The following is a 26260-nucleotide window of genomic DNA, read 5'->3' as shown; positions in this document are numbered from 1 at the left end:
GATGCATGACTGATTTGTCGTAATTTACTGCAAAGTGCAGCATGCAGAGTGCAGTATCGCTTAAAGTCCCTCTATGAACCCTTTTGGGAAGTCGACGTCCTTTCACAACGTCAAGACCAGCAAAGTGGCTGTGGCCTGCATCGCTACGGCATTGCTGCTCTCAGCCTGTTCGTCCGCAACCGATTCCGAGTCCCCCTCGTCGTCCCCGCCGACCTCCGCCGGGTCTGCGGACGGCGCCGTCTTGTCTTTCGACAGCGCCGCAATGGATTCCGTCGTCTCCGAGAAGGCAGAAGAGTTCCGTGAGATCGCAATGGTGGTCATGATCACGACGCCGACGCAGAAGTACGTCAATACATGGGGTTCGGTCAGGGAAGGCGTGAACGAGCCTCCCACTCTGGACACCAAGGTTCGCGTGGGCTCGAACACCAAGACCTGGACCGGTACGGCCATCCTGCAGTTGGTCGACGAAGGCAAGGTTGCGGTAACCGATCCGGTCAGCAAGTTCCGCCCAGATGTCCCCAACGGCGACAACATCACCATCGGCGACCTACTCGACATGCGTAGCGGCCTGTACAACTACACCGAAACCCTCGAACTCAACCGGGCGCTCGACGAGCAACCGGAGCGAGTGTGGACACCCGAGGAACTGCTGGCAATGGGGCTGAGCCAGCCGCCGTATTTCGCGCCCGACACCGGTTATCACTACTCCAACACCAATACCGTTCTCCTCGGCTTGATCGCCGAGCAGCTGGACGGCAAGCCGATTCAGCAGATCTTCGCGGACCGATTCTTCGGGCCACTCGCACTCGCAGGGACGTCGTTTCCTGCGAACACCGACACCAGCATCCCGACTCCGTTTGCAGACGGCTACACCTACAGTGGCAACGTCGAAACGCTCGGCGAAGGCAAAGAGGCTCTCCCACAATCTCGCCTCGACGCGATCGCCGCAGGCACCGAAAAACCGACCAACACCACTAGGCACAATCCCTCGTGGACATGGTCTGCAGGTCAGGGAATTTCGACTGCAAACGACATGGCGACATGGGTCAAAGCTCTGGGAACCGGTTCGCTCCTGAGTCCCGCCACACAAGAGTTGCGTTTGAACAGTGTGCAACCCACAGATGGCGAAGGATCCGCAGGATACGGATACGGTATCGCTCAAATGGGTCCGATGTACGGCCACATCGGCGAACTGCCCGGCTACAACTCGTTCATGGGGTACGACCCGGTCAACGACGTAACCTTGGTGGTGTGGGGAAATCTGGCACCCACGGCCGATGGTTTCGCCCCGGCCTCTGCCGTCGCTGCAGCGCTCGTCCCCTTCATCTACGGCAAGCCCGCTCAGGACACATCCGACGACATCGCCGACACCGAGGATGCAAACGGTGAAGGGAAGTAGCACTTGTAGGCTCGGATGTAACCGCGGAACGAAGGGAGCCATGTGGCTCAGCGTGATCTCACACCTACCTCGTACATGATCCTGGGACTGCTGACGGTCAAGGACTGGTCGGCATACGAGATCGCCGAACAGGTCGGACGCGGGGTCGCCGAGTTGTGGCCCAGCGCAGACCGACAGCGATACAACGCCCCCAAAATACTGCTTGAACGCGGTCTGGTCACGGCGAGCACGGTAACGAAAGGCACTCAGCGCTCGCGCACGGTCTACTCCATCACCGACGAAGGTCGCACAGCGCTGAGTGACTGGCTCGCCACCCAGGCCACACCCCCCGCCTTGCAGTTCGAAGGCATGATCCGCGTGATCTTCGCCAACCAAGGCACGATTGCCGACCTGCGGACCAACCTGACCACCATGCGCGAACAGGCAACTCGGTCCCGAAGTCTGTTCGTCTCACACGCACAACGGATTTCGGCCCCCGAAGCCGGCACACTCCCCCAGCAGAATCATCTGATGGCACTGGCCAACCGGTTCATGATCGGCCACTTCAACCACATCGCAGAATGGGCCGACTGGGCGCTGGAAGAAACTGCTGACTGGCCCGACACAGTGCAACCGGCAACAACCCACCGAAAGCGCACCGTCTCCACCCTCGCTCACTCGATAGACGATGGAAGTAGCTAGATCCCCCTCGAAAGCCATCGGACGCCGGTCCGACACCTTCTCGAAACCAGTTCGATCAGCGATCTGGAAGAGAACAGTCCGACGGACGCGGACCGCGGACGAACGATCAGAGAAGCGGGACCCGCAAAGTCCGGTGACGAACGAGGATTCCAAGTGCACGGCCGGGAAAGATGTCGACAGCCGGCGGAGGCAGCACTGAACGACATTGAATCTGGAGTAATTTCTCCTCGGAGTGGTTGGTTCACGGGTAGACGGCGATCTCGATGAGGCTTCCGTCGGGTTCGCGACAATAGTGCGAGACCATCTCGCCGAGGGCACCCAGTTTGGTCACGGGCCCGTCGAGCACCTCGACCCCACAGTTCTCCAAGTGCTCACGGACAGTTCCGGGTGACGCAAGAGTGATGAAGCACAAATCCTCGGAACCTGCCGTCTCGACGACGCCGGTGGTCCAGGCCGGGTCTTGCTCCGCCGATCCGAGAGGCCTCGGATTGATCTTCTGATCTCCGAACTTCAGTGCAGTGGGTGCCGTGGGGCCGATTATCTCGATCGTCATTCCGAGTACCTTCGCGTACCACTGGGCGGTGGCGTCGACGTCACCCCGCCACCGATTGAAACGCGAAACGGCACCGAATCGCCGGTCAAGCGACTAGCGTCGAATCGTATGACTGCACTCAACGCTTTTACACGTACCGGTGCCGCGGTCTTTGCGGCCCTTGCGATCTCCGGCGTGATGATGCCGGGTACCGCGGCAGCGGCGCCGAGCACGGTTCCGTTCCAGGTCGACCCTTACGTCCCGCTCGTCGACTTGCCCACTCCCCACCTTGCAGCGATCGTCGGCGAAGAACCGGGCGTCGCCGTGCTGCACGTGCAACGCGCACCCGGAGACGGAAACCCCCACTCCGCGGTCGTCCACTGGCTCAGTCTCGGCACCGGAGCGTACGGATCCGCATCATTTCCGACACTGGATGCACAACCCGTCACCATTCGTCCGGGCTCGGGTCAGGTCGTCGCATACGTCGATCCCCAGGCGATCGGAACACCGGGCCTCGGAACCTTTTTCGTGCCCTGACACCTGCGTATCCTCCAGACCGTGGTCCCTGCTCTGACAGGGCCTGTCACGTCGACAGCATCCGGGTCGCGATCCGCAATGCCGAGTCTTCCGCGGCATCCAATGCCCGTGATTGCTCTGACGTGATGTTGTCACACAGCCAATCCCAGTGCATCGTCACCAAGGCGCCCTGGACGGGCGTCGGTGCGAGTGAGCGGCCGTCAACGCTCCATCGCACTCGCTGCGTCACCGGCGTGCCGCGTACGAGTTGCTCACCGTCGAACTCGAGCGGGGACGAAACCACCAACGCGTGCTCCTCACTCACGTCCTCGACCACTCCCCATCTGATCCGGCAGTTCTGGAGGACGGACAGTGGGACCGCACCGCGCTTCCGAAGAAGCTTGACCCACGGATACACCAGAAATACGTGAAAACTGTGGTGCGCGAGCGCGCGGTCCCGATCCCCGAGGGCAGGGAGAAACCCGGTGTTCTCGCGTTCACCGAATGCTGCTCTCAAGTGCTGCAACAACGCCCCCGAATCAAGCGAGTCGAGGAGATCACCTCCTACCCAATAGGCTTCGATCACTCGTGGATCGAGAGGATCGTCGATGCCCGCACTTGCGGCCAATGCCTCGAGGTACGGCCACGCACCGTCGAATTGACGAGCGCGATCACGGTCGCCGCTGCCCGAGTTGCCGCTGGCCAGACGAAGCAGCACTGAAGGATCGTCGGGTCCGCAGTAACCCAACTCGTTCGGCGGATACGCGTAGCGGGCAAACAATGCCGGCCCGTTCATACCGACGGCAGTCATCAGCAGATCCGCGGAAGTTGTTCACCTGCCGGCAAATCCACTACCCGATTGCCTCCCAATGCCGTACGCGCCACCACCATTCCGCGATGTTCGGCCACGCACTCCCCGATCACGGCAGCTCCCGCACTCAGCGGATTACCGCGCATCGCTTCCAGAATTCGGTCGGAGTCTTCTCGCGGAACGAAGGCGATCAACTTACCCTCGTTGGCGACGTACAAAGGATCCAAACCGAGTAGCCCACAGGCGTCGCGCACGTCAGCGGGAATCGGCAGATCTCGTTCCACCAGCGCAACACCGATGTTCGACGCTTGAGCGATCTCGTTGAGGGTGGCGGCAACTCCGCCCCGGGTAGGGTCGCGCAAGACATGGATGTCGACGCCGGTGGCAATCATGTCGGCGACCACGCCGTTGAGCGACGCGCAATCACTGCGCACCTCGGTCCCGAATTCGAGACCTTCGCGACAACTCATCACGGCCACCCCGTGAACACCGATGTCGCCGCTGACGATCACGACGTCACCCACTTGTGCGCGAGTGGGGTTGATGTCCACCCCGTCGGCGACAATCCCGATTCCCGCGGTGTTGATGAAGACTCCGTCGCCGTGACCGGCATCGACAACTTTGGTGTCACCCGTCACCAGTCGAACGCCGGCAACGTGCGCAGCCCGCCCGAGCGCCTTCGCGATCCCCGCGATGTCGGTCAACGCGGTCCCTTCTTCGAGGATGAATGCCGTCGACATCACCAAAGGTTGTGCTCCCGCCATCGCCAGGTCGTTCACCGTTCCGTTGACCGCAAGATCGCCGATCGTTCCGCCGGGAAACACCATGGGTTTCACGACGTACGAGTCCGTTGAGAAGGCGAGCCGCACCCCGCCGATGTCGAATACAGCCGAGTCGCCGAGCTCGGCATCGGCAGCGCTTCCGAACGAGGGCAGGAACAGATGCTCGATGAGCTCGGCGGACATCGCTCCCCCACCGCCGTGTCCCATGACGATGTTCGGCGAATCACGCAGCGGCAGTGGGCACACCCATGCCGACAGGTCCACGACAGCGGTCTCCTCAGCCGGCATGACCCGCCTCCTGCAGTTCCAGGCGTCGGTACAGGTAGTACGCAGCGCACGCCCCCTCGGACGACACCATCGTGGCACCGAGTGGATTCCGCGGAGTGCATTCCTTCCCGAAGGCACTGCACTCGTGTGGCTTGATCAAGCCTTGCAATACTTCACCGGACCGGCAGACACTCGACTCGTCGGTGTGGATATCGGTCACCGAAAAACGTTCTTCCGCATCAAAATACGCATACTTCGGCGCCAGCTGCCAACCACTGTCCGGGATCGATCCGATGCCGCGCCACGTCCGGTCCGACACCGCGAACACATCCTCGAGCATCGCTTTCGCTGCGGTGTTGCCCTCCGCCGTGACAGCACGGGCGTAGGCATTTTCGACCTCGTGTCGACCCGATTCCAACTGCAGCACAGTCTTTCTGATGCCCTCCAGGAGATCCAGCGGCTCGAATCCGGTGACGACGATCGGGACCTTGTACTTCTCGGCGAGGGCCGGGTACTCCGACGTTCCCATCACACTGCACACATGCCCGGCCGCCAGAAATGCCTGCACGCGGCACTCTGGCGAGTCCATTATCGCGGCCATTGCCGGCGGGACCAGAACGTGCGAGACGAGCAGCGAGAAGTTCTTGATACCCAGGCGATTGGCCTGATAGACGGTCATGGCGTTGGCCGGCGCTGTGGTCTCGAATCCGATCCCGAAGAACACCACTTGCCGGTCCGGATTCTCCTTGGCAATAGTCAGTGCATCCAACGGTGAGTACACCACGCGAACGTCGCCGCCGGCGCTCTTGATCCGGAACAGATCCGACGAACTCCCCGGAACTCGCAACATGTCCCCGAATGAACAGAAAATGACATCGGGCTTTGCCGCGATTTCGAGAGCTTTGTCGATGATCTCGAGCGGCGTGACGCAGACCGGGCAACCAGGTCCGTGAATCATCTCGATCTGCTCTGGGAGTAGTTGATCGATGCCGTGCCTGATGATCGAATGTGTCTGACCACCACACACTTCCATGATCGCCCATCGGCGCGTGGCCAGCGCGCGGATCTGATCCAGCAGTTTGCCGGCCAGTTCCGGATCGGAGAACTCGTCCAGATACTTCATGATTCCGTCTCCTTCGGTTCGATCCCGGCGGCCCGGGCAGCCCTGGCGAACCCGTCACCGAATTCCTCTTCGAGTACGCCGAGGTGTTCGAATTCCGCCAGCGTGCTGCGTGCGGATTCCTCGTCGAGTCGTTGGATCGCGAATCCGACGTGCACCACGACGTACTCGCCGACTCGGGCGCCCGGAATGTATTCGAGGCACACTTCTTTTCGGACGCCACCGAAGTTCACCACCGACATCGTCGTTCCGTCGCGTTCCTCCAAGGACTCGATACGTCCTGGTACGGCTAGGCACATGGCACAACTCCTGACCTCATGACGAACTCCCGACCAGCACTTGGCCGTAGGCGAGACCACCGTCGTTCGGTGGTAACTGCAGTCCTGTCAACGGCGTGAATCCGGCTTCTCCGAGCAGGGCACACGCCCGGACGAGCAGGAGAGGGTTCTGAAACACGCCTCCGGTGAGAACTACCTCGTCCACTCCCGCCAGTTCCCGGCCACGGATTGCCCACTCGAGTACGAGGTGCGCGACGGATTCGTGGAAGCGCGCGCCGATCACGTCGGCGGGCACCTTCGCCCGGAGATCACGGACAACGGCCCGAATGACCGACCGTGGATCAGCTGTCCATGAATCGTCGTCCGACTGCACCCAGTCGAAGGTGTACCGCGACGGGGCGCAGTCGACTCCCCTCGAAATGCCCTCCAGTTCGATGGCGGCCTGCGCTTCGTAGTCGACGCTCTGACGAACCCCGGTCAGCGAGGAGACTGCATCGAACAACCGCCCCATGCTCGAGGTGTCCACACACCCGAAACCGGTTGCCAACTGGTGAAGTAGGACCGACTGCTCTCGTGGCGGACAGGCTGCCACCGGCGCCAGGTCGGATTCCCAGTCCAACCCGGCATGCCAGAGGTGGGCGAGCGCCATTCGGTACGGTCGTTCCACTCCGGCATCGCCCCCTGGCAGCGGTACGTATCCCAGATGCGCGAGACGGCGATAACCCTTGTACGTCGCCAGCAGCAATTCCCCTCCCCACACTGCGCCGTCCGCCCCGTAACCGGTGCCGTCGAACGCTATTCCGAGAACCGGTTCGCTCCCGTCCCGGCCGTTCTCCCCCATCACGGAAGCCACATGTGCGTGGTGATGCCCGACGACGCGCACCGGTCGGTCGCCACTACGACTGCGAGCCCACGAGGACGAGCGATACCGAGGATGCTCGTCACAGGCAATCTGGTGCGGCACTACTCCGGTGATCGACTCGAAGTGACTCTCCGAGGCAGCAAAACTGTCGATGACAGCGAGGTCGCCCATGTCTCCGATGTGCTGACTCGGCCAGACATACGCACCCTCGGCAAGACAGAAGGTGTTCTTCAGATCCGCCCCGACCGCCAAGGTGGGCGGTAGATCGAACGGCGCCGCAACGGGCAGCGGTGCATATCCGCGCGAGCGACGAAGCAACTGTCGTCCACTGCCGAATATTCGCATCACCGAGTCGTCACACGGCATCAAGATCGGACGGTTGTGGGTCAACACCCCGTCGGCCAGGTCACCCACCCGTTCGAGATCGTCGTCGGAGTACAGAATTGGCTCGCCACCGATGTTCGCCGACGTCATCACCAACGCCGCGGGGCCCGCAGCGTCTCCCGCCAACCCGAGAAGAAGATGCTGAATCGGGTTGTAGGCCAACATGATTCCGATGTCCGGAATGCCTGGGGCAATCGAGGGAGACAGCGTGTATCCAGACGCTTTGGCAACCAGCACTATGGGACGCTCGCGCGAGGACATGGCATCAGCCTCGGCATCCCCGACCACACCCAGCGCTCTGGCTTCTCTCACATCGCGCACCATCACCGCCAACGGCTTGCTCGGTCGATGCTTGCGTTCACGCAAATCGTGAACCACGCGATCATCACGCGCATCGCAGGCCAAGTGGAATCCTCCAATTCCCTTGACAGCAAGAATCTTCCCGTCTCGTAGCAGCGATCGGGCTCGTAGCAGTGCACCCTCGCCGGTCACCGCGGGCGCGTCGCCTTCCACGAACGAAAGCGTTGGACCGCACTCCGGGCAGGCAATCGGTTGCGCGTGAAACCGGCGGTCGGAGGGATCCACGTACTCTGCCGCACAATTCGCGCACAACGGGAACCGCTTCATCGTCGTAGCGGCCCGGTCGTAGGGCATCGACTCGATGATCGTGAATCGTGGACCACAATTGGTGCAGGTGATGAAGGGATGACGAAATCGCCGATCGCTCGGATCAGTCAGCTCCCGCAGGCAGTCGTCGCAGATCCCGACATCGGCCGGCGCCAAGGTTCGCCCGACCGCCCCCGCATCCGTCTCGATGATGCAAAACCCCTGACGACCTAGCGGCGGCGAGTCCTCGCGCTCTATCGACTCCACTCGCGCCAGCGGTGGGGGGCGGTTTCGCACCCGAGCGACAAACGCATCGATTGCCTCTCCGTCGCCTTCGATGTCGATCACGACCCCGAGAGCAGAATTTCCCACCGAACCCGACAGTCCCAGTTCGGTCGCAGTCGCGTGAACGAACGGCCGGAATCCCACACCCTGGACTACGCCACGAACGATGACACGACTGGCGATCATCATGTCCCGACCTCGCCGGTACGAGTATCGGACTCGTCGATCTCACCGTCTTGACCAAGGCCCATCAGTTCGAGGCCGGCCCGAGCGCGCTGTGCTCCCTGTTCGTCGACCTTCTCGACTGCAAAGCCCATGTGGATCACCACCCAGTCACCTGCCGTGACGGTGCCTTCGTCGAGCATCCCGATGTTGACCTTGCGCGGTGCACCTTCCACGTCGACGAGGGCGAGTTGACCGCCGTATCCGTCCAGTAGTTCGCGTACCCGTCCCGGAATCCCCAGACACATGACTCACACCTCCGGCCCCAAAGTGGTGGCATCACAATCCACGTCGATCGACCGGACGAGTGCCATCACCGCAGAGGCGGCTTGCCCGACCGAATCACGCATCTCTGTGCTCAATCCGATTCCGTCGCCGACCGATTTCGCGTGTGCCCCCACCACGAACGTCCGCGGGAGTGCTCCGCCGAGGGCCTGCAGGCTGGCAAACACCGAACTCGGATGCATGGAATGTGCGTCGAAACCTCCTTGCGGACCTTCACTTTCGGGATCCACTTCGATGATCGCAAGCTTCCCCGGCACTCCGGTCACCGGTAATGCGTCGATCAGCACCAGCGCGTCCCACGACTCCAACAAGTCGTATGCCAGATGCACACCACGAATCCCGTAGTCGACCAGGCGAACCCCCGTCGGGAGATTCTCATGCTGCAACGCTCGAACAACTTCGGGGCCGAATCCGTCGTCTTCGAGAAATATGTTTCCGACGCCTGCAATCAGCACGCGCACAGTGCTTTACATCTTTCGCATTCGCAGATAGCGCTGGATGTCCGGCATCGACACCACCAGAACGATCGCGGCTGCGATCGCGGTGGCGCCGAGAAGTGCCGTCGACAGCAATCCCATGCTCCTCATGGCGGGTTCTCCTCTCGATAGCAGTGAAGTCCGAAAGCTATGAAGTCCGACAGCGTGAAGTCCGACAGCGTGAAGTACGTCAACTCGCGCCGTCTCGCGGCACCGGCTCTATCTCGTCCGGCGCGAAGTACAGGTAGCGGCCGTACCAGTTGTGCAGATCGGCGGCCGGGTCGTCCAAGAGCGTCACCCCAACATGAATGTCGCCGTCCACGTCTTCATGAATGGTGGCGACGTGGGCGATCCGGCCGTCGAAGAACAGGTCCTGAGCATCAGCGCGACGTGAGGGGTGAAGCCGAACCGTACTTCCACCACAGACGCGGACGCCGTTGATCAAAACTGCGTCGGTGCGTGGTTGAACACTGGTGTCGGCTTCCGGCGTCCACCAGTCCACGCCGTCAGGCACCTCGGGTATCAGATCAGAACCGGCAATCGAATCTCGCAGCACGCCGTGCAGGCCGGCTAGATCGTCGGCCGTCAAGCTCTCACATCGATCGATGATGTCGGCAGCTTTCGAGTCGGTAGCCCGCGCCCGCGCCTTTTCCTCTTCGGTCATGGCGAGAATTCTCAGGGTGAGAATTTCGTCGATCTCCGTCGAGTCGAACAGGGATCCTTCGCTCTGCGGCGCAATCTCGGGAAAGTCGTACAAGATGATCGGTGACACCAGAACGGTGGGCGATGTACCGGGGTGAGTCGGATCCTCGGTCCCCGCAAGCACTGGATAACAGCGATTTTGGCGCAGCGGCTCCGAGTGATCTGGTTCATCGAACAACGACACGAACTTCGAGCCTGCGCAGGTCAAAATGACGTGAGTGCCGAGCATCGACTGCGCCGTGGCCGTGCCCTTGTCCCTCATGTCGACGCTCGTGTCGTTCATGATGCTCACGGAGATCACCCTGCGTCTGTCCCCGGCGGAGGCGTTCAATTCCAAGCAGCCGGTCACCGGAAGGCGTGTCCGAACGACCCGTCCGACTACCCGGCCCCGAGAATCCGCCAGAGTCTCTCCGTCGACAACTCCCGCCGCACAGAAGGATTCTTCGACGCCGGCCTCGAGTTCGTCCAGACCCCACGGACCCAAGACGATCTCGGATTCGGTGGCTTCGTCCCACGAGATCGCCTCGTGCCCGTCGACTACCAACCGATCCACCGGAATCCACGCGCCGCCGGCGCCGAGTCGTTCAACCGTCCGCGACTGGTGGTGCAAAAATCTCACCGTCGCCGTTACTTCGGCGCCGTTCCGCTCGAGTTCGCCGAGCAGACATTGGGCGGACATCGACGGTTCCTCGCCGACTCCGTCACCGGCGGCGCCGGGCGGTCCGAGAACCCCGAACTGCCAACGGGATTGATTCTTCGCCGAGCCGGCCCGGTAAGGATAGAGAAGATATCCCTCGTACAGGACAGCGTCGGCCACGGCCCGAACGTCGTGATCCATCTCAGTTCGGGTCATCGGGGCACCTCGCTCGCCGTGAGCAACTGCCGCACGGCTGATTCGAGGTCCGTGAAGCCGTGCGCTGCCTTGAATCGCACGAGATCGGCAATCGTCTCATGGTCGAGGCGTACCCAACCAGAGGCCGGATAATGCGTGGCCATCAGCTGTTTCCACACGTCGACCGGCAATTCGTAGGCAGCAGATCTGTCCCACGGGATCTGCTGTACCGAGAAACCGCGCTGCCCGTCGGTGAATACGGTTCCGCTCAGTAGAACCACGATCGGAATCGTTCCGTCACGGAGTGCGTGCATGTACTTCGACGCCGTCACCGAGAAGTCGTACGTACACGCCATGGGTAAGGCCGCGACCGTTGTTTCCGTGAATCCCTGAACGACCGCGGAACACTCCATCCACAAGAAGGTTCGCAGCGTACTCGACCAACGCTCCCGCGGACCGAACAAATCGCGCAGGGCGTCGCCTTCCTCGTCGGAGTACGGCCGGCGGTGCGGTTCGATTCGAACCTGTGCGCGTAGAGCGACTGCTCGGACGGTCGCGCCGGTAGTCTCCGACATCCTCAATCTCACCGTCAGATTTGGTGTAACCGCATACGGTTCCACCTCCACGTTGTCGACCGAGAAGTCGAGGACGGTCATGCCGACCTGCTTCGCGCCTCGACGCGCCCGAAGAACTCGTCCACCGCGCGCGCGGCATCCTGGCCCCCGTCGAATCCGCGCCACACTGTGCGCAGCCTGCCCACCAGCTCGTAGCAGGCGTCGATCGGAACAACGAAGCATCTCGGCGATTGTCCTGACGCGGGCACCGAGACAATCAACGCCTCGACGTCGGCCCGCATCTGCGAGAGCCCCGGATTCTCCGCGAGCACAGTCTCGAACGAGTCGATGGGCAGCTCGGATTCGGTAGCTCCGGCAGGTCCCGGATAGAAGACTATGTACTTGTCGAGGAGTGAGTTCCGAAAGAAGAATGCCAGGCCGACGGGAATTTCCAGGGACTCCCACCGGCCAGGGGCGAGTTCGAAGCCCGGAAATTCGAGATACCGATCGGGAACCGCTTTGTATCGGAGATCCGCGTCGACCGGCGCAAAGAGCAGATAGCAGGGACGGCACACGCACATCAGGCTCCGGACCTGTACGTCCACGACGTGTTGGTGTTCGTCACCTATGCCCGCCGCGCACATCTCACACAGCGGCCCGGTCGGAACGGCGCGCGTCGAGGCGATTCGCGTGAGTACCTCTCCCACAGTGGTTTTCATGACCAGGCTTCGTCCACGGCTAGGTCACCGGCAACACGGAATCGTCGGCAAGCGCGACCGAGAGCACACCGTCGCGAATAAGCACCGGCAGAGGCGCCAGGTGCTCGGAGCCGGTGCCGACCCGCGCTCCCGCTCCGTACACGCTGAAGTGGGCAGAGCACGTCGGACAGGTAAGGACGGCGGCGTCTCGGACAGGAAGGCCCATCATGCGTTCGAGCACAGCCCCCGCCATCGAATGCTCACATACGGGGCAATGGTCGCGATACGCGTACAGATCGTCACCGGAGCGGCAGACCAACAGATCGGTATCCGATACCCGGAAGCCCGCGACCTCACCCGCGTCGACTTCGGCAAATTCGGGGACCTCCACCCAGTGCGCGCCTCCCCCGTCGGCGTGTACGTGCGAGAACAGGGACTCGACCGAGATCACACCCGACTTCAGCTCGTGCGAATCCGGTGTTTCGACGTCGATTCCGGTGGTCTCGGGTGCCGCCGCCTGCACCGCGTCCTGGACCGCGGTTTCGAGGGTCACCGACGACGAAGGGCAACTGTTACAGCTTCCGAGAAGCCGTAGCCGCACCACGCCGTCCGCCACCTCGATCAGTTCGACGTCCCCGCCGTGCGAGCCGAGGTACGGACGCACGCTGTCGAGCGCAGTGCGTACGCGGGTCTCGACGTCGTGCGGGTGAAGTCCGTGCACCAGTAGGAGGCTCGACACCAGATCGTCGCGAACCATCGCATCCATCATGGCCGGATCCGCCAGCGCGACGGTGCGTTCGAGTGCGGCGCCGTACAACTGCACGACCTCGCGCACCAGTTGCTCGGCGCGATCCCTGGCCACCGGGCCTGCACCGGCATTGGCCTGCAACAACGTCTCGATGCGTTCACCTGCTCCACGCCAGTAGTCGGCCGATTGCTCCATCGATCACTCCCCGGTCACGGACTGCGTCGGAGAGTGCAACTTCTCCAGGGTCTTACCGCCGCCGAGATACATGTGAACACCACACGGCAGACAGGGATCGAAACTACGCACGGTCCGCATGATGTCGATGCCCTTGAAGTGGTCTCGATCGTTCTCCTCGAAGATCGGCTGACCCTGCACGGCATCCTCGTACGGACCGGGGGTTCCGTAGCTGTCGCGCGGGCTCGCATTCCACGGGGTCGGTGGGTACGGGTGATAGTTCGCGATCTTGCCGTCACGAATCACCATGTGATGTGAGAGAACTCCGCGGACGGCTTCGGTGAATCCGCAACCGATTCCCTCGTCCGGAACCTCGAACGACTCCCACGTCTTGGTGCGGCCTGCCCGGATCTCGACAAGCGCCTTCTCTGCGAAGTGAAGGGCAGCCGCTGCTGCGTATGCCTGGAAATACGTTCGCGCACGGTTTCTTTCGAGAGTATTGCTGCCATGTTCTGGAATCTTCCACTCGAGCGAGACAGGACCCTTCAGTGCTGTTTTCGGAAGATTGATCTTCACACTGTGTCCGGTCGACTCCAGGTATCCGATGTCGACCAGGCCGGCAAGAGCGGTGCTCCACAGACGAGCCAATGCTCCCCCGCCGGTATCCAGAGCGAGGTTGTCATTTCCGTCGAACCATCGCGGTGACATGACCCAGCTGTACTTGTCCTCGAGGTTCCGCTTCTGCGGGTGAGGGTTGGTGTGTTGATTCCACGGGTGCCGGCGATCGACCGGGTTACCCAGCGGATCGGTCTTGACGAACATCTCCTGATCACTCCAGTCCTCGTAATACGAGGACCCCAGCATGATTCGGATACCGAGGTTGATGTCCACCAGATCCGTGGTGACCAACTTTCCGTCGACAACCACACCGGGAGTGACAAACATCTTCCGGCCCCAGTCGGTCATGTCCTTGTACGAGAAATTGCAGTACTCGGGGTCTTGGAACGATCCCCAACAACCCAGCAGGGTCCGCCGCAGGCCAACCTTCTCGTAACCAGGCAGCGCCTGGTAGAAGAAGTCGAACAGGTCGTCGTGCATCGGCACGACCTTCTTCATGAATTCGACGTACCGCATCAGCCGCGACATGTAGTCCGTCATCAGTTCGATCGTCGCGACGGTTCCGACGCCGCCGGGATAGAGCGTCGACGGGTGGACGTGCCTACCCTCCATCAAGCAGAACATTTCGCGAGTCGAACGCGAGACTTGCAACGCTTCGCGATAGAACTCACCCGTGAACGGATTGAGAGTCCGCATGATGTCCGCGATCGTGCGATAACCGTGCTGCTCCTCGTGCGGGCAGCGCGTGTTCTCTGCCTGCGCCAGCACACCGGGATTCGTCTCGGAGACCATCTTCTCGCAGTAGTCGACTGCGACCAGATTCTCTTGAAAAATGTTGTGGTCGAACATGTACTCGGCGGCCTCGCCGAGATTGACGATCCACTCGCCTAGATGCGGCGGCTTGACGCCGTACGCCATGTTTTGTGCGTAGCACGAGCACGTGGCGTGATTGTCACCGCAGATGCCGCAGATACGACTGGTGATGAAATGCGCGTCGCGCGGGTCCTTCCCCTTCATGAACAGGGAATACCCACGAAAGATCGACGACGTGCTGTGGCACTCCACCACTTCGCGGTTGGCGAAGTCGATCTTGGTGTAGATACCCAGACTGCCGACGATTCGGGTGATGGGGTCCCACGCCATCTCGACAAGACCGTCGCGGTCCGCAGTCGAGGTGGGTTCGGGAACGATGGCCGTCATTGCAGTGCCTCCCAGAGACGTTGCTCACGAACTGATTTGAAGGTATCCGGTCGGTCACCACGTACGCGTCGCACCGGTGAGCAACTTCGACCCGCGCTCGCGCCAGTGCGGTTCCTTGTCCAACGTGTGACCGGTGATCCGGCGCAGACTGTGGATCACGGACCCGTACATTCCCACCGCATTGGTGGAGAGTTTGCCGCCAGGTGGTTCATCCATGAACGGCATGAATTTGTCCGGGAATCCCGGCATCGTGCAGCCGATGCAGATCCCGCCGACATTAGGGCACCCGCCGACTCCGTTGATCCAACCGCGTTTGGGGACATTGCATTTCACGACCGGTCCCCAACATCCCAGCTTGACGATGCACTTCGGCGACCCGTACTCCGTCGCGAACTCGCCCTGCTCGTAGTACCCGCCACGGTCACAGCCCTCGTGAACGGTGGCACCGAAAAGCCACTGCGGGCGGAGGGATTCGTCCAAGGGAATCATCGGCGCCTGATCAGTGGCCATGTACAGAAGATAGGTCAGGGTCTCGGAGAGGTTGTCCGGCTGAATGGGACACCCGGGAACGCACACGATCGGGATGCCCGCCTTCGATTTCCAGGTCCACCCGAGATAGTCCGGCACGCCCATCGCACCGGTCGGATTGCCGGCCATCGCATGTATGCCGCCATAGGTTGCGCACGTGCCGACCGCAACTACCGCAGTGGCTTTCGGTGCCAGCTTGTCGAGCCATTCGCTCGTGGTGACCGGTTGGCCGGTTTCGCGATTGTTCCCGAAACCACACCAGTACCCTTCGTCGTGAAGTTTCTCGTTCGGTATAGATCCTTCGACAACAAGAACAAAGGGTTCCAATTCTCCCCGGTCGGCTTTCCAGAACCATTCCAGGAAATCGTCAGCGCCACCCTGCGGTCCACATTCGAAGTCGATGAGCGGCCAATGAACCGCCACCTGAGGCAGGCCGGGCAACGCACCGAGCGCGATCTCCTCGATACTGGGTTGCGTGGCCGCGGTGAGCGCCACCGAATCACCGTCGCAACTGAGACCGGCATTGATCCACAGCACGTGGATCAGAGTTTCTTCCGCTTTGGCCGCTGCGCTTTCCGGGGTAGCTGCGCTTTCGGAGGCAGGTTCCGCCGTGGTGCCAGCAGTCGATTTTTGTGTGTCCATGTCAGCCGCTTTCACGGGTGCACTTGCGCCTGATTCTCGGCACCGCTACTGCCTGACACGCTATGGCCTCAAATTGCTGCGGCACCGAAACGCTGACGCCACCGGAGTCGAACCTCGGCCCACTTGCGTGGCACCCACTCATTTCATTAACTACCCGAGCAGATCAGTTGTCAACGGCCACCGGAGAAATCGCCGAACGACTACCGATCCACTCGTACCACTCGTCCATGCCCTCACCTGTCGTGGCCGATAGAACAACAACGCGCACAGCAGGATTGAGGATTTTCGCTTGCGCGACACAGGCATCGACGTCGAACTCGACGTACGGGAGCAAGTCGATCTTGTTGATCACCACGAGGTCCGCGACGGCAAAGATGTGCGGGTACTTTTTCGGCTTGTCGCCCCCCTCCGGCGTCGATATTAGGACAACCTTGCCTTCCTCACCCAGGTCGAAGAGCGCGGGGCACACCAGGTTTCCTACGTTTTCGATCAGAAGCAGCGACTCGTCCGCGGGGTCCAAGGCGCGCAGCGCGCGATCGATCATCTCGGCATCGAGGTGACAGCCCGCCCCCGTGTTGACCTGGACCACTGACGCGCCGGCCTCACGAATCCGCTCGGCGTCGAGCCGGGTTTCCTGGTCACCTTCGATCACGGCAATCGGTCGTTGTCCTCCTAGTTCCCGGATCGTTCGCGCCAGCAATGTCGTCTTACCCGCGCCGGGCGAACTCATGATGTTGAGCGCCGTGATTCCGCGGCCCCGCATCCACTCACGATTGTGAACCGCAATGCCGTCGTTCTTGGCAAGCACCTGCTGCTCGAGAATTACCGTGTGGTCGGAGTGACCGTGCCCATGGTCATGGTCGTGGTCGTGGTCGTGGTCGTGGTCGTGGTCGTGGTCGTGGTCGTGGTCGTGGTGGTGGTGGTGGTGACCGTGCCCATGGCTGTCGTCCTGCTCGTGTTCTCCGCCGGCGACGACCGACACCCGAGGTCCCGTAGTGTCCCCGCACCCACACGTCGCGCACATGCTCAGCTCACTTCCATCGACAGGATCCGCAACTCGCGGCCGGCAAGCACCTCGACATCAGCACTGCCGCACCCACACAACAAGAACATGTCGGGCGGCGAGAAAGTCACGCCACAGCTATTGCATCGCGCGCTGGTTGCAATCTGATCGATGTGCAAGCTGGCACCCTCGGCGTGAGTACCCGCCGTGACAACGTCGAAGCAGAACAGCAGAGAGTGTGGAACCACTGCGCAGAGTTGCCCTACTTCCAGCCGCACACTCGATACTCGTCGCTCGCCGGCACGCTCGCACACAGCTTCGACCACACTCTGCGCAATAGACAGCTCGTGCACGGTGAAACCCACGATTCGTGATCCGGAAACCTCCCTTCCACGATAAGCACCAACCGCCGCTGTACGTAACCCGTACATACAAAACAGGCTGCGATCCGCAACTACTTGCGGATCGCAGCCTGTGACAGCGTTTTTGACGAACGGAAACGTCTCGGCTAGCCGGCCGCAGCCTGTGTCGTTGTTGTTGTTGATGTTGTCGTTGTCGTGGTCGCGGCGGGCGGTTCACTCGACTCGACTAAAGTCGACGGCGCCACGGTTGAAGTCACACTCGGCGTCGCGGCCGGCGCAACGGATGTCGTCGTCGGAGCCGCGGGTGCCGGTGCTGCAGATTCCGAACCTGCGGGTGCGGGTTGTACCGCTTCGCCCGTGGTTGTGGTGGGCTTGGCCGAGTCGGTAACCGAAGGCGAAGCAGCCAAGGCGTCGATGGCATCCGCCATCTCTTCGGCGGTCGGCTTCGCCGACGAATCGACCGGCTTGCCGTCCTGCGCCTGCTTGGCCAGATAGGTCAGCCACGCCGCTGCGTACTCCGCTGATGTCAGGGGCTTGCCGTTTGCAGCATCCGAATCGCGCCAGTAGTCGAAGTGGTGACCGACATCCGGGCCCAAGGTCAGGCCGTACGGATCGTTCATGACTACGGGGATGGTGTTCTGGTTCGTGGCGATGAGGCCGACGATTTCCTTGAACAGCTTCTGCGGCAGGTACGCCAACGGCGACACTTCCTCAGTGGAAACCGAGTCCTTTGCGACCGGCGTCGTGGTGGCCTCGCTCGGCTTGTACGCCGGATCGGACACCTTCAGCAAGACGTCGAGGAAGGTTTCGTCGCTCTGCATCCAGGTGGGATTGCTCGAGATGTCGTTGAAGGCGTCGAACATCACTCGCCCCATCACGACCGCGATGTCCATGCCGGTGGCGGGCGTCAGATTCTGCGCTTGCAACTGGTCGACGTTGAGCTGCCGACCGACGTTTGCCGCCAGAATCAGGAGTGAAATGTTCTCGGGAGCTGCGCAGGTGAGGTCGCCGTCAGAGCAGAACGACGCAATCTTGCCGTTCAGGGCCCCGAAATCTCCGCTGGTTCCCGGCAGTGCCCCGGATCCGGAAGCCGTGTTCTTGCCGTTCTGATATTGCTCGTTGAAACCGTCAGGGTTCGCGTACGGGTTCTCGGCGCCGGGGAACGGGCCCTCGCCCGCGAGTCGACCAGCGTCGGCGAAGATCACCACACCGACGACGTTGTCCGGGTTGATGCCGGAGGTGCTCGACTCCGACCCGATGTCCATCGCGACGCGGCGCACTACGTCAGCGCCTTCGCTGTATCCGACAATCGAGAACTTCGTGTTCGGGCAGGCCGCGCTGATTGCCTTCATCACAGCGCGGGTGTTGTCCGCGCCCGTCGTCACGGCCTCTTCGTAACTGTCCATGTTTGCGGGATACGCGATGTAGACGGAGGCGTACGAGCCGTCCTTGACCGAACCGGCGGGCGCCTTGAGTACCGGGTCGACCCAGTAACTGCTGTAGTCGTCTGTGAGCGCCGCCGGGAGGAGTGTCGTTCCATCCGCACCGACGAGCATCTTCGTTGTGCCCTCGACCGGCGTGTCTCCGCGACCGGCAACACCGATCCCGACCGTGTCGTGGCACTCGGTGACAGACGCGGTCAACTCGGTCTCGATCGTCTGCGATTGCGGAGAATCCACGGCAACTGCGACCGCCACCAACGCGGCCACGCCGAGCGCTGCGGGCGCTACTGCACCCGCCAGTATTCGATGTCGCGAAAAGAACCCACGAACCGGCATATCTTCTCCCCAATCAACTTTTGGAAAACGTACGACCGACCCCCGGGGCGTCACGCAACGTCATTCGAGTAGTCGTCCAGTATGAGAGAAGCGTTACAGGAGGTAACGATTTCAGTCGAAAATAATGACCTGTCGGATTGCTTTTCCGTCCGCAAGTTCGTCCATGCCGGAATTGATGTCGTCCAACTCGATTCGCGAGGAGATGAGCTTCTCGACCGGCAGCTTCCCGTCCCGCCACAATTGCGCGTAGATCGGGATGTCGCGGGCGGGGACCGCGGATCCGAGGTAACTGCCGATGATGGTCCGCGCTTCGGCCACCAGCCCGAGCGGCGAGATCGACGAGCGCGCATCAGGCGCAGGCAACCCGACCGTGACGGTCGTGCCACCCGCTGCCGTCGCGGCCACGGCTGTCTCGAACGCCCGAGCATTTCCCGCAGCTTCGACGACGATGTCTGCGCGAACGCCACTCTCGGACAGGCCGGACGGTGTGAAGACCTCGGTCGCGCCCAGTTCCAGCGCCTGAGCCAGCTTGGACTCCAGTGCGTCGACGCCGATGACGTTCTCGACCCCGAGTGCCCGCGCCGTCAGGATTGCGGCCATCCCGACGCCGCCCAAGCCGACCACCATCACAGTGTCCGCCGGGCGAGGCTTGGCCGCGTTGAGTAGCGCTCCCCCGCCGGTCAACACCGCGCAGCCGAGTACGGCTGCAATCTCGGCCGGAATATCGTCTTCGACGGCAACTACGGACTTGGCGTTGACCACCGCATGCGTCGCGAAACCCGAAACGCCGAGATGATGTTTGACGCTCTCGCCGGAGCGCCGCAGTCGTTGCGCGCCACCGAGCAAACTGCCGTCGTTGTTGGCGGCGCTACCCACCGTGCACGGCATCCGGCCGTCAGTGGCGCATCCCGCGCACTCGCCACACCGCGGAAGAAAAGTCATCACGACGCGGGTGCCCACCGACAACGAATCAACGCCGTCGCCGAGTTCGACGATTCGACCAGCTGCCTCGTGGCCCAGCAACATCGGCACGGGGCGAACGCGATTCCCGTCGACCACGGAGAGGTCGGAGTGACAAAGCCCGGCAGCTTCGATCTTGACGAGGATCTCACCCGGGCCCGGGGATTCGAGGTCGAGTTCCGAAATCGAAATCGGAGTCGACTCCGCAAAGGGACGCTCCCGGCCGATCTCTTCGAGCACTGCACCACGGATCTTCAACTGCACACCCCGATTTCGATAGTTCGAACTACTTGCCCACGATCCCGCGTACCGACGCGGGAAGGTCACGAACCCGCTTGTACGGGCCGACGACGGCGGCCGCAAACGGCCTGGTCAAGAGCACCTGCGCCACCTCGAGCACCTCTTCGGAGGTAACCGCGTCGATGGTCGCGAGCGTCTGCGCAACACTGCGATGGTTGCCGTAATTGAGTTCACTGCGACCGATACGGTTCATGCGTGAACCTGAATCTTCCAGTGCCAGAACCAATCCGCCGCGCAGCGATCCCTTGGCGCGGGCGATCTCGGCATCGGTGATTCCGTCCGTCGCCACGTTCGCAAGTACCTCGCGGATCACTGTGGCAACCTCCCCGAGGTTCTCCGGCTGGCAACCCGCGTACACGGAGAACGCTCCGGTGTCCGCGAAGGTGTCTACGCCGGAATAGACGGAGTACGCAAGCCCCCGCTTCTCGCGAATCTCTTGGAACAGACGAGAACTCAGCCCGCCGCCCACTGCGGCGTTGAGAACAGACAGGGCCCAGCGATGACCCTCGTGCCGACCGAACGCGCGTACTCCGAGCGCAAGGTGGACCTGCTCGCTGTCGCGGTGGGTCAAGCTCAGTTCAGGCATCGTTCGCAAACGCAGAGTGCCTTCGCGCCGCGGCGCCGGCTTGACTCCACGCTCGAGATGCCCGGCGAATGCACGGCGAGCCAGCGTCACAACCTGCTTGTGGTCGACGTTCCCCGCTACTGCCAGCACCATCCGCTGCGGCGTGTAACGCCGAACATGGAAGGAATGCAACTGATTGCGCGACATCGACTCGATCGATTCGACGCTACCGATGATGGGACGACCGACAGGATGATCTCCGAACAACGCGGTCAGGAAGGCGTCGCCGAGCAGGTCTTCCGGATCGTCGTCTCGCATCGCGATCTCTTCGAGCACTACTTGCCGCTCGACGTCGACATCCGCAGTTCTGCAGCGCCCACGCAGTACGACGTCGGCAACAAGGTCCACCGCCATCGGGAGGTCCTCGTCGATCACGTGCGCGTAGAAACAGGTGTGTTCCTTCGACGTGAATGCATTGAGTTCGCCGCCCACACCATCCATGACCTGCGCGATGTCCAACGCGGTCCGTGACGGCGTCGACTTGAACAACAGATGCTCGAGAAAATGCGCGGCACCGGCCACACTCGGCTGCTCGTCGCGGGAACCGACTCCGACCCACACGCCGACGGAGGCGGAACGCACACCGGGGATGAATTCGGTGACGACGCGCAGGCCGCCGGGAAGGACCGTGCGCTGCACTCCCGATTCAGGAGTCGCATCGATCGGCGATTTCAGCACAGCGCTGCGGCTGCGCGTGGTGTTGGGAGTGGTCTTTGCCATGAAAAGGTTCAGCAGTCCTCGGTGCAAGTGTTGAATCAGGTATCTACAGGCTCGTGTCTACAGACAGTACAGATGCGGCCCCGCACGGAAATCCGCGCGGGGCCGCATCAGAGTACGAGTGAGATCTACTCGGAAGCAGCCTCGTCGGCGGCCGGAGCGGCAGCCTCGTCGTTGCCCTCTTCGACCGGGATCAGCGAGATCTTGCCACGTGCATCGATGTCGGCGATCTCGACGCGGATCTTGGATCCGACGTTGACCACGTCTTCGACCTTGGCAATGCGCTTACCGCTGCCCAGCTTCGAGATGTGCACCAGTCCGTCGCGTCCCGGCAGGAGCGAAACGAAGGCACCGAAGGCGGTGGTCTTGACGACCGTGCCCAGGAACCGTTCGCCGACCTTGGGGAGCTGCGGGTTGGCAATGGCGTTGATCATGTCGATCGCGGCCTGTGCAGACGGTCCATCGGTGGCGCCGACGAACACGGTGCCGTCGTCTTCGATGGAGATGTTGGCACCGGTCTGCTCGGTGATGGAGTTGATCATCTTGCCCTTGGGGCCGATGACCTCACCGATCTTGTCGACGGGGACCTTGATGGCCGTCACGCGGGGAGCGAACGGGCTCATCTCGTCCGGGGTGTCGATGGCTTCCGCCATGACCTCGAGGATCGTGGTCCGCGCATCCTTCGCCTGCGAGAGTGCACCGGCAAGAACCTGCGACGGGATGCCGTCGAGCTTCGTGTCCAACTGCAGGGCCGTGACGAAGTCCTTGGTGCCTGCGACCTTGAAGTCCATGTCGCCGAAGGCGTCTTCGGCGCCGAGGATGTCGGTCAGAGCGACGTAGCGGGTTTCACCGTCGACCTGGTCGGAGACCAGACCCATGGCGATACCGGCAACCGGAGCGCGAAGCGGCACACCGGCGTTGAGCAGTGCGAGCGTGGACGCACACACCGAGCCCATCGAGGTGGAACCGTTGGAGCTCAGAGCCTCGGAGACCTGGCGAATCGCGTAAGGGAACTCTTCGACGCTGGGCAGAACCGGCATGAGAGCGCGCTCGGCGAGTGCACCGTGACCGATTTCGCGACGCTTCGGCGAACCGACGCGACCCGTCTCACCGGTGGAGTACGGCGGGAAGTTGTAATGATGCATGTAGCGCTTGGTGGTCTCGGGACCGAGCGAGTCGACCTGCTGAGCCATCTTGACCATGTCGAGAGTGGTGACACCCAGGATCTGGGTCTCGCCGCGCTCGAACAGTGCGGAGCCGTGTGCGCGCGGGATGATCGCGACCTCGGCGGACAGCGAACGGATGTCCGTGACGCCGCGGCCGTCGATGCGGAACTGATCGCGCAGGATGCGCTGGCGAACCAGCTTCTTGGTGAGCGAGCGGAACGCTGCTCCCAGTTCCTTCTCGCGGCCTTCGAAGTTGGGTGCAACCTGCTCGAGAACCTCGACCTTGACCTCGTCAGTCTTGTCGTCGCGTTCCTGCTTGCCGGCGATTGTCAGTGCGGCATTGAGCTTTTCGGACGCAGCAGCCTCGACGGCAGCAAAAACGTCGTCCTGGTACGCCGGGAAGACCGGGTAGTCACCCGTGGGCTTTGCAGCCTTGGATGCCAGTGCTGCCTGCGCAGCGCACAGGCGTGCGATGAACGGCTTGGCGGCCTCGAGGCCTTCGGCGACGATGGCCTCGGTCGGTGCCTGAGCGCCGTCGGCGATCTTCGCGATGACGTTGTCGGTGGCCTCGGCCTCGACCATCATGATCGCTACGTCGGCATTGTCGCCGCTGCCGGACACGACGCGGCCGGCTACGACCATGTCGAAGACGGCGTTCTCGAGCTGATCGACCGTCGGGAATGCAACCCACTGGCCGGCCTTGTTGTCCTCGGAGACGATGAGTGCAACACGCACGCCACCGACGGGTCCGGAGAACGGCAGGCCCGCGATCTGCGTCGACGCGGAAGCGGCGTTGATGGCCACTACGTCGTACAGATCCTGCGGGTTGAGGCTCATGACCGTGACGACGACCTGGATCTCGTTACGGAGACCGTCGACGAAGGACGGGCGCAGCGGCCGGTCGATGAGGCGGCAGGTCAGGATCGCGTCGGTGGAGGGGCGTCCCTCACGACGGAAGAACGAACCGGGGATGCGGCCCGCTGCGTACATACGCTCTTCGACGTCCACCGTCAGGGGGAAGAAGTCGAAGTGCTCCTTGGGGTGCTTGCTGGCGCTCGTGGCGGACAGCAGCATGGTCTCGTCGTCCAGGTAAGCAACGACGGCGCCGGCGGCCTGCTGAGCAAGGCGTCCGGTCTCGAAACGGATGGTACGGGTACCGAAGGACCCGTTGTCGATCACGGCGGTGGATTCGAACACGCCTTCGTCGACCTCTACTACGGAATTCTCTGTCATTCTTTTCTCTTCACTTCCCTCTCGTCTTCGCCGTACCCGCGCGGGCGTTTCCACCCTCCTGGTGGAAACTGCGCACCGAGGGACGTCCCCCTCTTGAATTGCAGACGCTCCTTGCGATGCGAGCGATTTCTGCTTCGGGACGTCACGACGTTCGGGCGGCCGTCGATCGAAGTCCGCCGGAGCTTTCGGGCACTTGCCCGGTCCGGAGAACCACTACCGACAACCGACACCACGTTCTCTGGTGCATACGGTGTGCTGGCTGCGCACTGCACAACTGTGCGTAGACAACTGTGCATAGCGCCGACAGCGGAAACTGCCTTGCGGCAGCTAACGCCGAAAGCCAGCGAAGCCCAGTATATGCGTGGCTTCGCCGGCTAACGGAGTGTTCGGCAAACCGAAGCGTGCCGTGTTGCTTTCGATCAGCGTCGTGAGAAAAATCTAGCGACGCAGGCCGAGACGCTCGATGAGCGTGCGGTAGCGAGCGACGTCAGTCTTTGCCACGTACTTCAGCAGACGACGACGGCGACCGACCATCAAGAGCAGTCCACGACGCGAGTGGTGGTCATGCTTGTGGGTCTTGAGGTGCTCGGTGAGATCGGTGATGCGCTTGGTGAGCATTGCCACCTGAGCTTCAGGCGATCCCGTGTCGGTCTCGTGCAAGCCGTACTCGCCGAGAACGACCTTCTTTTCTTCCGTGGTCAATGCCACTTGATTCACTCCTGTGATGACGTTTGCGTGAAAGGAACTAGATCGGTGCGGCCACCGCAAACCGCAGCACGCACCGAGAGAAGATCCTACCAGCAGCAATGAGGCGCTTTCGCCCACCTGGAGCGAATGTGGCCGCCGCCACTAGTGCGGGACGAGTTCAACCCACTCTGCGCTCAACCCACGCTGCGCTCTGCGCTCAACCCACGCTGCGCTCTGCATCCTCACTCAGGATTTGGCGTGCGCGTTCGACGTCTCGGTTCATCGCCGTGATGAGCGACTCGATCGAGTCGAACTTCTCCATGCCCCGAATCCGCGAAACCAGGTCGACAGCGACGTGTTGTCCGTACAGGTCTGCTTCGGTGTCGAGAACGTACGCCTCGACGGTTCGGGTCCGGCCGGAGAAGGTCGGGTTGGTCCCCACAGACACTGCGGCTTGGTATCGACGACCGGGAACGACAGTTCCGAGTTCCTCGCCGGCGCCGAGCACCGTGAACCACGCTGCGTAGACGCCGTCGGCCGGAATCGCCGAAAACATCGGCGGTGCAACATTGGCCGTCGGGAATCCCAACTCGCGTCCACGCTTGTCACCGTGGACGACCACACCTTCGACACGATGTGGACGGCCGAGAGCTTCGGTAGCCGCTTCCATGTCGCCCGCGTCGACGCACGAGCGGATGTAGGTCGACGAGAACGTCACCGCATGCTCGGCCAGCAGCTGGACGCCGTCGACGGCAAAGCCGAAGCGAGCGCCCATCTCACGAAGAAGGTCGACATTGCCGAGCGCCTTCTTGCCGAAGGTGAAGTTGTCCCCCACCACCACCTCGGCAACATGCAGACGTTCGACGAGAATTTCGTGGACGTAGCGCTCCGGCGTCAGCTTCATGAAATCAGCGGTGAACGGCATCACGCAGAACACGTCGATGCCCAGATCCTGAGCCAATTCCGCACGCCGTTGCAGCGTCGTCAACTGGGCTGGATGACTACCCGGCCGCACAACCTCCATGGGATGCGGGTCGAACGTCATCAACACGCTCGGAACACCACGTTTGCGCGCAGCGGTAACCGCTCTCGCTATCAATTGGGCATGCCCACGATGCACACCGTCGAACACACCGATAGTGAGCACACAACGACCCCAATCGGCCGGAACTTCGTCGAGACCACGCCATCTCAGCACGATTGGCAGCCTACGGGTCCACCGGCGGC

Annotated in this window: 25 protein-coding genes and 1 pseudogene; 3 read left to right on the top strand and 23 right to left on the bottom strand. The window is 62.1% G+C overall.

Annotated elements, in window-relative coordinates; translation table 11 throughout:
• The first annotated feature begins 73 nt into the window (after positions 1-73).
• Both GJB56_RS05535 and GJB56_RS05530 read left to right on the top strand, forming a co-directional pair.
• Entirely contained in the window at positions 74-1399 is a 1326-nt protein-coding gene (locus tag GJB56_RS05535; RefSeq protein ID WP_031333274.1) for a serine hydrolase domain-containing protein, read from the top strand.
• Positions 1400-1441: 42 nt separating this feature from the next.
• Positions 1442-2080: a PadR family transcriptional regulator gene (locus tag GJB56_RS05530; protein ID WP_020969422.1), complete on the top strand. Its 639-nt coding sequence runs from the start codon at positions 1442-1444 to the stop codon at positions 2078-2080.
• 241 nt (positions 2081-2321) lie between these two features.
• On the opposite strand, the pseudogene GJB56_RS05525 reads toward GJB56_RS05530, so the two are convergent.
• Positions 2322-2675: pseudogene (locus GJB56_RS05525) on the bottom strand (VOC family protein); the annotation flags it as partial.
• Between the two features lie 66 nt (positions 2676-2741).
• Between GJB56_RS05525 and GJB56_RS05520 the strand changes: the two are divergent.
• On the top strand, positions 2742-3149 hold the full coding sequence (locus tag GJB56_RS05520; RefSeq protein ID WP_113682921.1) for a hypothetical protein: 408 nt from the start codon (positions 2742-2744) through the stop codon (positions 3147-3149).
• Positions 3150-3195: 46 nt separating this feature from the next.
• Here the strand turns inward: GJB56_RS05520 and GJB56_RS05515 are convergent, their stop codons facing one another.
• From GJB56_RS05515 to GJB56_RS05415, 22 genes are all read right to left on the bottom strand, one after another.
• Positions 3196-3939, bottom strand: coding sequence for a DUF6390 family protein (locus tag GJB56_RS05515; protein ID WP_020969421.1), 744 nt, complete (start codon positions 3937-3939; stop codon positions 3196-3198).
• Positions 3939-5009 (bottom strand): hydrogenase expression/formation protein HypE, encoded by a 1071-nt coding sequence (gene hypE, locus GJB56_RS05510; protein ID WP_020969420.1) that lies wholly within the window; start codon positions 5007-5009, stop codon positions 3939-3941. The genes GJB56_RS05515 and hypE overlap by 1 nt, the downstream gene beginning before the upstream one ends.
• On the bottom strand, positions 4999-6111 hold the full coding sequence (hypD, locus tag GJB56_RS05505) for a hydrogenase formation protein HypD (RefSeq protein WP_020969419.1): 1113 nt from the start codon (positions 6109-6111) through the stop codon (positions 4999-5001). Before hypD ends, hypE begins: the two co-directional genes overlap by 11 nt.
• Complete coding sequence (locus tag GJB56_RS05500; protein ID WP_020907459.1) at positions 6108-6407, bottom strand: HypC/HybG/HupF family hydrogenase formation chaperone; 300 nt, start codon at positions 6405-6407, stop codon at positions 6108-6110. The genes hypD and GJB56_RS05500 overlap by 4 nt, the downstream gene beginning before the upstream one ends.
• 16 nt (positions 6408-6423) lie before the next feature.
• Positions 6424-8712: a carbamoyltransferase HypF gene (gene hypF / locus GJB56_RS05495; protein WP_113682922.1), complete on the bottom strand. Its 2289-nt coding sequence runs from the start codon at positions 8710-8712 to the stop codon at positions 6424-6426.
• Positions 8709-8993 carry a HypC/HybG/HupF family hydrogenase formation chaperone gene (locus GJB56_RS05490; RefSeq protein ID WP_020907457.1) on the bottom strand — a complete coding sequence of 95 codons (285 nt, stop codon included), beginning with the start codon at positions 8991-8993 and terminating at the stop codon, positions 8709-8711. The genes hypF and GJB56_RS05490 overlap by 4 nt, the downstream gene beginning before the upstream one ends.
• 3 nt (positions 8994-8996) lie before the next feature.
• Complete coding sequence (locus GJB56_RS05485; RefSeq protein WP_113682923.1) at positions 8997-9491, bottom strand: hydrogenase maturation protease; 495 nt, start codon at positions 9489-9491, stop codon at positions 8997-8999.
• Between the two features lie 6 nt (positions 9492-9497).
• Positions 9498-9617, bottom strand: a complete 120-nt coding sequence (locus GJB56_RS32045) for a DUF6893 family small protein (protein ID WP_003942178.1) — start codon at positions 9615-9617, stop codon at positions 9498-9500.
• Positions 9618-9696: 79 nt separating this feature from the next.
• Complete coding sequence (locus GJB56_RS05480; protein ID WP_113682924.1) at positions 9697-11061, bottom strand: hypothetical protein; 1365 nt, start codon at positions 11059-11061, stop codon at positions 9697-9699.
• Positions 11058-11696, bottom strand: a complete 639-nt coding sequence (locus tag GJB56_RS05475; protein WP_021344000.1) for a DUF6084 family protein — start codon at positions 11694-11696, stop codon at positions 11058-11060. Before GJB56_RS05475 ends, GJB56_RS05480 begins: the two co-directional genes overlap by 4 nt.
• Positions 11693-12313 carry a DUF5947 family protein gene (locus GJB56_RS05470; RefSeq protein ID WP_166655195.1) on the bottom strand — a complete coding sequence of 207 codons (621 nt, stop codon included), beginning with the start codon at positions 12311-12313 and terminating at the stop codon, positions 11693-11695. The genes GJB56_RS05475 and GJB56_RS05470 overlap by 4 nt, the downstream gene beginning before the upstream one ends.
• Before the next feature lie 19 nt (positions 12314-12332).
• Positions 12333-13235: a NifU family protein gene (locus tag GJB56_RS05465; protein ID WP_113682925.1), complete on the bottom strand. Its 903-nt coding sequence runs from the start codon at positions 13233-13235 to the stop codon at positions 12333-12335.
• A gap of 3 nt (positions 13236-13238) precedes the next feature.
• Positions 13239-15032 carry a nickel-dependent hydrogenase large subunit gene (locus GJB56_RS05460; RefSeq protein WP_113682926.1) on the bottom strand — a complete coding sequence of 598 codons (1794 nt, stop codon included), beginning with the start codon at positions 15030-15032 and terminating at the stop codon, positions 13239-13241.
• Between the two features lie 54 nt (positions 15033-15086).
• The gene (locus GJB56_RS05455) at positions 15087-16202 is read right to left on the bottom strand and encodes a NiFe hydrogenase small subunit (RefSeq protein WP_020969412.1); all 1116 of its coding nucleotides are present in this window, start codon (positions 16200-16202) and stop codon (positions 15087-15089) included.
• A 163-nt stretch (positions 16203-16365) separates the two neighbouring features.
• Positions 16366-17226, bottom strand: a complete 861-nt coding sequence (gene hypB, locus GJB56_RS05450; RefSeq protein WP_113682927.1) for a hydrogenase nickel incorporation protein HypB — start codon at positions 17224-17226, stop codon at positions 16366-16368.
• Between the two features lie 2 nt (positions 17227-17228).
• Positions 17229-17558: a hydrogenase maturation nickel metallochaperone HypA/HybF gene (locus tag GJB56_RS05445; RefSeq protein ID WP_020907448.1), complete on the bottom strand. Its 330-nt coding sequence runs from the start codon at positions 17556-17558 to the stop codon at positions 17229-17231.
• Between the two features lie 155 nt (positions 17559-17713).
• Entirely contained in the window at positions 17714-19345 is a 1632-nt protein-coding gene (locus GJB56_RS05440) for a cutinase family protein (RefSeq protein WP_113682928.1), read from the bottom strand.
• 111 nt (positions 19346-19456) lie between these two features.
• Positions 19457-20563 (bottom strand): alcohol dehydrogenase catalytic domain-containing protein, encoded by a 1107-nt coding sequence (locus GJB56_RS05435; RefSeq protein ID WP_175470332.1) that lies wholly within the window; start codon positions 20561-20563, stop codon positions 19457-19459.
• 28 nt (positions 20564-20591) lie between these two features.
• On the bottom strand, positions 20592-21950 hold the full coding sequence (locus GJB56_RS05430) for a M16 family metallopeptidase (RefSeq protein ID WP_019748074.1): 1359 nt from the start codon (positions 21948-21950) through the stop codon (positions 20592-20594).
• Positions 21951-22075: 125 nt separating this feature from the next.
• Complete coding sequence (locus GJB56_RS05425; protein ID WP_020907444.1) at positions 22076-24346, bottom strand: polyribonucleotide nucleotidyltransferase; 2271 nt, start codon at positions 24344-24346, stop codon at positions 22076-22078.
• Positions 24347-24784: 438 nt separating this feature from the next.
• A complete protein-coding gene (rpsO, locus tag GJB56_RS05420) occupies positions 24785-25054 on the bottom strand; it encodes a 30S ribosomal protein S15 (protein WP_003942254.1) in 270 nt (89 codons plus the stop codon).
• 196 nt (positions 25055-25250) lie between these two features.
• Complete coding sequence (locus GJB56_RS05415) at positions 25251-26231, bottom strand: bifunctional riboflavin kinase/FAD synthetase (protein WP_019748071.1); 981 nt, start codon at positions 26229-26231, stop codon at positions 25251-25253.
• Positions 26232-26260: the final 29 nt, after the last annotated feature.

The organism is Rhodococcus sp. AQ5-07, assembly GCF_009707305.1.
In the GTDB taxonomy this organism is placed as follows: Bacteria; Actinomycetota; Actinomycetes; order Mycobacteriales; family Mycobacteriaceae; genus Rhodococcus_F; species Rhodococcus_F erythropolis.
This window is presented reverse-complemented; position numbering and strand designations above follow the sequence as displayed.